The organism is Longimicrobiaceae bacterium (assembly GCA_035936415.1).
Taxonomy (GTDB): Bacteria; Gemmatimonadota; Gemmatimonadetes; order Longimicrobiales; family Longimicrobiaceae; genus JAFAYN01.
Genome location: DASYWD010000442.1, coordinates 1 through 6,833, shown reverse-complemented (window position 1 = coordinate 6,833; position 6,833 = coordinate 1). Strand labels below are relative to the sequence as shown.

Sequence of the window (6,833 nt, the reverse complement as noted above, 5' to 3'; positions counted from 1 at the left end):
CTGCTGGACACAGCGCGCGGCGCGGTGCCCGCGGTGGTGGAGCTGGGCGCCGCCGGGCCGGCCCGGGTGGTGGGGAGCGACACCGCCGCGCTGTACGTCCGCGTGGGGACGGTTCTGCTGGCGGTGGACGTGCGCGAGGGGCGGGTGCGGGCGCGGCGGGAGGGGGTGGGGGAGGACGGCTTCGAGGTGCACCCGCGTGGCCGGGGCGGGTACGTCCTGTCCCGGAACGGTGGGGTCCTGGGAGTGGCCGCGGGATCGCTCCGGCCCGTGTGGGGGTGGCCGGAGCGGGGGGCGGCGGGGACGGCGCTCGCCGTCTCGCCGCTGGGCGACCGGGTCTACCACGCGCTCGGCGGGGACGAGCCGCGGATCCTCGTGCGCGACGCGCAGACCGGGCGGATCCTGGCGGAGCGGGCCATGGGCGGCCCCGTGCGCGTCCTGGAGACCGGGCTGGACGGGACGCTGTACGCGCTGGTCGGCGAGGGGCGGCTGGCGCTGGCGGCGCTCCGGCCGGGGCCGGAGGGGCTGGAGGAGCTGTGGGACCGCGCCCTGCGCGGCGCCACTGCGGAGGGGGGGGTGCGGCTGGCGGTCTCCCCGGCGGAGCCGCGGCTGGCCGTGGTGTCGCCGGAGGACGGTGGGACGCTCCGGGTGCTGGACGCCGCCACGGGGGAGACGCTGAGCTCGGAGGCGGGAGTGCTGGACGCCGCCTGGGCCGCCGACGGCGCGCTCTACGTGCTCACCCCCGAGGAGGTGCGCCTCGTCCGGGAGCTGCGGGAAAACGAGGAGGGCGCCCGGCGGTGACCCGCGGGCGCCCTCGCGCTCGTTCCAGCCCCCGGCCCGGTCAGTGGCCCAGGTCGGCGGCGTCGCTGTCCTTCCGCAGGAGGAAGGCGGCGGCCACGAAGGGGAGCGAGTTCATGAACAGCACCAGCACCGAGGCCGCCAGCATGTACTTGCTGTAGTCCCAGGTACCGAGGGTCACGATCGCGTAGATGGCCGCCACGATCGCGGGGAAGGTGATGAGGACCGCCCCGATCAGGAAGAGTCGCATTGCAGTCTCCGAAGATTTCCATTCTCGCCCGACGGGCGGGCCCGGCGCGGCGCCCGAAGCAGGTTCCGTCGGGCGGCATATTATCGGCGCTCCGACCGTGTGGCAAGCGGGGAGCATCTTGCGTGCCGCCTTGCAGGGGGTCCGCCGGGCGCGCGATCTTGCGGGGCCCGGCGCGGTGCCGGCAGGAAACGAGGGAGCGAGCCAGCATGCGGGAAGGGGAGAGCACGAGCGTCGGCGGGGTGCGGCCCGCGGGGATCGGCACGCGGGTGGCGCGGGCGGCCCGGTTGCGCTGCCCCCACTGCGGACGCGGGCGGGTGGTGGAGTCGTGGTTCCGGATGCGCGAGAGGTGCCCGGTCTGCGGGATCCGCACCGCCCGCGGCGAGGACGACTTCATGCTGGGCGCCATGGTGTTCAACATCGCCTTCGCGGAGGGGCTGCTGGCCGTGGTCCTCGTCGGCGTCGCCGTCGCCACCTGGCCGGACGTGCCCTGGACCTTCCTCCGGTTCGGCGGGCCGGTGCTGATGGTACTGGCGCCGATCTTCTTCCTCCCGTTCTCCCGGACGCTGTGGATGGCCTTCGAGCCCGTCTTCTTCCCGGTCACGCCGGAGGAGGCGGAGGAGGGAAGGGAGGCGGTGCGGAAGTAGAACGGCAGGGGACAGGTTGCACGGGACGGCCTGCAGATGCGGCGCGGTGCGGAGTGGCTGGCACGGGCGGTGCAGCGAGCCAACGGCTCGCGACGGACAGATGCAGGAACGGCAGCGGAGGGGGCATGACGGATCAGGTGCGCGGCAAGGCGGCGGTGGTGACGGGGGGAAGCAAGGGGATCGGCTACGCCATCGCGGAGGCGCTCGCGGGCGCCGGGGCGAACGTGGTGATCTCCGCCCGCCACGAGGACGAGGTGCAGGAGGCGGCGCGGCGGCTGAACGAGGGGGGCGGCGGCGAGGTGGTGGGCGTCGTCTGCGACGTGCGGCGCCACGACGACGTGAAACGGATGATCGGCACCACGGTGGAGCGCTTCGGGGGCGTGGACGTGCTGATCAACAACGCCGGCGTGGGCGCCTTCGCCCCGGTGGACGAGCTGCCCCCGGAGAAGTGGGCGCAGGTCATCGAGACCAACCTGAACGGGGTGTACTACTGCTGCCACGAGGCCGTCCCGCACATGCGCGGGCGCGGCGGCGGGTGGATCATCAACATCGCCTCGCTCGCCGGGAAGAACCCCTTCGCGGGCGGGGCCGCGTACAACGCATCCAAGTTCGGGCTGGTGGGCTTCTCGGAGGCGCTGATGCTGGACGTGCGGCAGCACGACATCCGGGTCAACTACATCATGCCGGGGAGCGTGGCGACGTACTTCAACGACCACACCCCGAGCGAGGAGGACGCCTGGAAGATCCAGCCGGAGGACATCGCGAAGATCGTGATGGACCTGCTGGCCTTCCCCGGCCGCACCCTCCCGTCCCGGGTGGAGGTCCGGCCGAGCAAGCCGCCGAAGCGGTAGGTGAACGTCGGGCCCCTGCCTGACGCACTCACGCACTTTCGCACTCACGCACTCTGCCGTCATGCCCGACCACTCGCCGCACAAGCCGAAGGCCGTCATCTGGGACCTGGACGGCACCCTCTCCGACGACCGGGCGCGCGCACACTTCGTCGAGGTGGAGCAGGGGCGCGCCCGGGACTGGGAGTCGTACTTCGACGCCATCGACCAGGACGCTCCGATCGCCGCGTCCATGGAGATCCTCCAGGCCCTGCGCGCGCACGGCTCGCGCATCGTCTTCCTCACCGGACGGCCGGACTACACCCGGGAGAAGACGGAACGGTGGCTCAAGGCCAACGGGCTCGACGACTACGACCGGCTGGTGATGCGCCCGGAGGGGGAGCGCCGCCCGGCGGGCTACTTCAAGGCGGACGCGGTCGCCGCGCTCCGCGAGGAGTACCAGCTGGTCTGCGCCTTCGAGGACCGGATCGACGTCGCCGAGGCGCTGCGCGACGCCGGGATCCCGGTGTTCCTGTTCGGTGCCGGAATGGACGCCGCCGCGGAGGCGCTGGAGGTGCTGGAGGTGGAGCAGGAGGAGCTGCTGGAGGACGCGCCGGGAGAGGGGCGGTAGCGGACAGGCCGACTCGCGCCCGGAGGGTACCTTTCACCGCCCCGCTCTGCCGTTTGCAATCCGTACGTCCCCCCGCCATTATAGCGCCGCGCCGGGAGCCTCCGGCACCGCCGCATGTCGGAATACGCCCATCCCTCGAGCCGAGGCACCATGACGGATAGCAACTCCGGTTTCCGCACCGAGCGCGACTCCCTGGGGGAGATGCAGGTCCCCGCCGGCGCGCTGTACGGCGCGCAGACGCAGCGCGCGGTCGAGAACTTCCCCATCAGCGGGATCCGCTTCCCGCGCCGCTTCATCCACGCCCTGGGCACCATCAAGAAGGCGTGCGCGCGGGCCAACCAGGAGATGGGGTGGCTGGACGCGCCGGTGGCGGACGCCGTCGCCCGCGCCGCCGACGAGGTGATCGAGGGGGCGCTGGACGCGCAGTTCGTGCTGGACATCTTCCAGACGGGGAGCGGCACCTCCAGCAACATGAACGCCAACGAGGTGATCGCCACCCGGGCCACCGCGCTCCTGGGGAGCGGGCGCGTGCACCCCAACGACCACGTCAACATGGGGCAGAGCTCCAACGACGTGATCCCCACGGCCATGCACGTTTCGGCGCGCGTCGCCATCCACCAGGACCTGATCCCCGCGCTGGAGCGGCTCCGCGACGCGCTGCAGGCCAAGGCCGCCGAGTTCGACGACGTGGTCAAGAGCGGGCGGACCCACCTGATGGACGCCACCCCGGTCCGGCTGGGGCAGGAGTTCGGCGGGTACGCCTCGCAGGTGGACCACGGGATCCGCCGGCTCCGGAACGCCTCGGAGGAGCTGGCCGAGCTGGCGCTGGGCGGCACCGCCGTCGGGACGGGGACCAACGCGCACCCGGACTACGCCCGCAGGGCCATCGAGCACATCAGCCGCGACACCGGGCTGGAGTTCCGCGAGGCGGAGAACCACTTCGAGGCGCAGGGCGCCAAGGACGCCTTCGTCAGCGCTTCCGGGGCGCTCAACACCCTGGCGGTGTCGCTGATGAAGATCGCCAACGACGTACGCTGGCTGGCGAGCGGCCCCACCTCCGGCCTGGCCGAGATCACCCTACCCGCGGTGCAGCCGGGCTCCTCCATCATGCCGGGGAAGGTGAACCCGGTGATGAGCGAGGCGCTGATGATGGTGTGCGCGCAGGTCATGGGGAACCACACGGCCGTCACGGTGGGCGGGCAGCACGGCAACTTCGAGCTGAACGTGATGATGCCGGTGATGGCGAACGCCCTGCTGCAGTCCGTCGACATCCTGGCGAACGCCTGCGACGCCTTCCGCGGGCGCGCCGTGGAGGGGATCGGGGCCAACCGCGAGCGGGCCCGGGAGCTGCTGGAGAAGAACCCGTCCATCGCCACCGCGCTGAACGCCTACGTCGGGTACGACGAGGCGGCCTCGGTCGCCAAGGAAGCGGCGAAGAACTCCGAGTCGGTGCGCGAGGTGGTGAAGCGCCGCGGGCTCCTTTCCGACGCGCAGCTCGACGAGGTGCTGAACGTGCGCGAGATGACCGAGCCGGGGATCCCCGGCGGGGGCGCCCCGGGCGGCGGCGCGGGCTGAGCCGTGGAGCACGTCCTCCCCTGCGGGCACGCTGTCCGCGACCCGGACCAGACGCACTACTGCACCTACCTGCGCCTGGACGAGCTGCTCCGCCTCCAGCCCGAGGGGGAGCGGCTGCGCCACCCGGACGAGCACCTGTTCGTGGTGACCCACCAGTCGTTTGAGGTGTGGTTCACCCAGCTCCGCTTCGACCTGCGCCGCATCATCGACGCCCTGCAGCGCGACGACGTGGGGCTGGCGACCTGGCTGACGCACCGCTGCACGGCCATCACGCGCCTCCTCTCCCCGATGATGCGGGTGCTGGAGACGATGACCCCCTCGGACTTCTACGCCTTCCGCGCGCACCTCGTCCCCGCCAGCGGAACCGAGAGCTGGCAGTGGCACGAGATCGAGATCCTGGCCGGCGCGCGCGAGGAGCGGTTCCGCATGCACCTGGAGAGCCCGCTCTCCGAGGAGGCGGGGACGGGGGCGCAGGCGTACCTGTGGATGGACCGCCTGGCGAAGCTGTGGGACGAGCCCTCGGTGGCCTCCGCGTGCCGGGAGCTGTTCGCGCGGCGCGGCGTGGAGCCGGCCGACGCGTACCGGGTATCCCCGGCGGACAACCCGCACGCGGATCTGGTGCTCCTCTCCGAGGCGCTGCTGGACTTCGACGAGGAGGTGAAGGTGTGGCGCTTCATCCACGCCCGCACTGCCGAGCGCACCATCGGCCCCGACAACGTGGGGACCGGCCACACTACCGGCGTCCGCTACCTGGACATGGCGGCCCAGCACCGCGAGCTGTTCTTCCCCTTCCTCTGGGAGGCGCGCGCCACGCTCTGGGAGCGGGCGCAGGAAGCCACGTAGACCCGTTGCCCCGCGGATCCGAGATGCGGCGTAGATCGCGCTCACACGGTCGATGAAGCTCCGGGCCCTCCCCCTCCTCGCGCTGCTCCCGCTCGCCGCCTGCACCCTCAACCTGCGGCAGGTGCAGGACCCTCCGCGCTCGCTCGCCATCCCCACCGCCCACCCCTGGAGCAGCCTGGTGTACCTGGCGCGCACCGACAGCGGCGTGGTAGTGTTCGACCTGGGCTGGACCGGTGCGGGGAGGCGGCTGCGGCGTGTCCTGCGGCAGGTGGGGGCGACGCCGCACGAGGTGCGCGCGGTCTTCCTGACCCACAGCCACCGCGACCACGTGAACGCCTGGAGGGAGGTGCGGGGCGCGCGGTTCCACCTCACTGCGGTGGAAGCACCGCTCTTCGTGGGAGAGGCGCGCCACCGCGACCTCCCCTCCCGCGTGGCGGAACGGGTCTTCGGCCGCCGCGGGCCGCGTCCGGGAGAGGTGGAGGTTCGCCCCTTCGGCGCGGACACCGCCTTCGCCTTCGGGGCGGACACCGTGCGCGCCTTCCTCCTCCCCGGCCACACCGCAGGGAGCGCCGCCTATCTCTTCCGCAGCGTGCTCCTCGTAGGGGACGCGATCGCCTACAACCACCTGACCGGCTTCCAGGGCGCCAAGCGGATCTTCACCCGCGACGTCCAGCAAAGCCGGGCCAGCCTGGCCTCGCTCTTCGGGCGGGTGAGGCCGTACGAGGTGCGCTGGGTGTGCAACGCGCACGGGAAGTGTGCCCGCCCCGACTCGGCGTTCGTGCGGAAGGTGACGAGATAGGGGAGTGCGGGAGTGTGAGAGTGCGAGAGTGCGAACGCTCTTGCGGAGGTGGGGTAGAGACCGTCAACTTTGCATCACGCAAACACTTTCCCGTTTTCCGTCTCCCATGGCGAACCCCACACTCAAGCCCCACCAGGAGCAGCTCCTGCGCGAGCTGCTCGCGCGCGGCAAGCCCGTCGCCGCGGATGAAGTGGACGGCCGCGTGCTGCGGCCGCTGCGCGCCCTGAAGCTGGTCGTCGTCCGCGGCGGGATGGTCATCCCCACCGGTGCCGCGCGGGTGCTCCTCCGCGTCTCGCCCGGAGAGGCGGTCACGGACGACGAGGACGCCTCCTCGCTCAGCGAGGCGCAGCAGGACCTCCTCTGGTCGCTCGCGCGGCGCGGGGCGCCGGCGCTCGCCGACCACCTGGACGGCCGGGTGACCCGCGCGCTCCTGGAGCGCGGGCTGCTTGAAGAGCGCGACGGGTGGACG

9 protein-coding genes are annotated in these 6,833 nt (G+C 72.3%); 8 read left to right on the top strand and 1 reads right to left on the bottom strand.

From position 1 onward, the window contains the following. Positions 1–798, top strand: a 798-nt coding sequence (locus VGR37_18015) for a hypothetical protein (protein HEV2149304.1), incomplete at its 5' end; no start/stop codon positions are given. Positions 799–838: 40 nt separating this feature from the next. On the opposite strand, the gene VGR37_18010 is transcribed toward VGR37_18015, so the two are convergent. Then, positions 839–1,045 (bottom strand): hypothetical protein, encoded by a 207-nt coding sequence (locus tag VGR37_18010; protein ID HEV2149303.1) that lies wholly within the window; start codon positions 1,043–1,045, stop codon positions 839–841. Between the two features lie 206 nt (positions 1,046–1,251). On the opposite strand from VGR37_18010, the gene VGR37_18005 reads away from it, so the two are divergent. The 7 genes from VGR37_18005 to VGR37_17975 form a co-directional block, all read left to right on the top strand. Beyond that, positions 1,252–1,689: a DUF983 domain-containing protein gene (locus tag VGR37_18005; protein ID HEV2149302.1), complete on the top strand. Its 438-nt coding sequence runs from the start codon at positions 1,252–1,254 to the stop codon at positions 1,687–1,689. A 125-nt stretch (positions 1,690–1,814) separates the two neighbouring features. Further along, positions 1,815–2,540, top strand: coding sequence for an SDR family oxidoreductase (locus VGR37_18000; protein HEV2149301.1), 726 nt, complete (start codon positions 1,815–1,817; stop codon positions 2,538–2,540). 61 nt (positions 2,541–2,601) lie between these two features. Beyond that, positions 2,602–3,147: an HAD family acid phosphatase gene (locus tag VGR37_17995; protein ID HEV2149300.1), complete on the top strand. Its 546-nt coding sequence runs from the start codon at positions 2,602–2,604 to the stop codon at positions 3,145–3,147. Between the two features lie 150 nt (positions 3,148–3,297). Further along, entirely contained in the window at positions 3,298–4,722 is a 1,425-nt protein-coding gene (locus VGR37_17990) for a class II fumarate hydratase (protein HEV2149299.1), read from the top strand. A 3-nt stretch (positions 4,723–4,725) separates the two neighbouring features. Next, positions 4,726–5,565, top strand: coding sequence for a tryptophan 2,3-dioxygenase family protein (locus VGR37_17985; protein HEV2149298.1), 840 nt, complete (start codon positions 4,726–4,728; stop codon positions 5,563–5,565). Positions 5,566–5,617: 52 nt separating this feature from the next. Then, the gene (locus VGR37_17980) at positions 5,618–6,364 is read left to right on the top strand and encodes an MBL fold metallo-hydrolase (GenBank protein HEV2149297.1); all 747 of its coding nucleotides are present in this window, start codon (positions 5,618–5,620) and stop codon (positions 6,362–6,364) included. Between the two features lie 106 nt (positions 6,365–6,470). Beyond that, positions 6,471–6,833, top strand: a 363-nt coding sequence (locus VGR37_17975) for a hypothetical protein (protein HEV2149296.1), incomplete at its 3' end; no start/stop codon positions are given.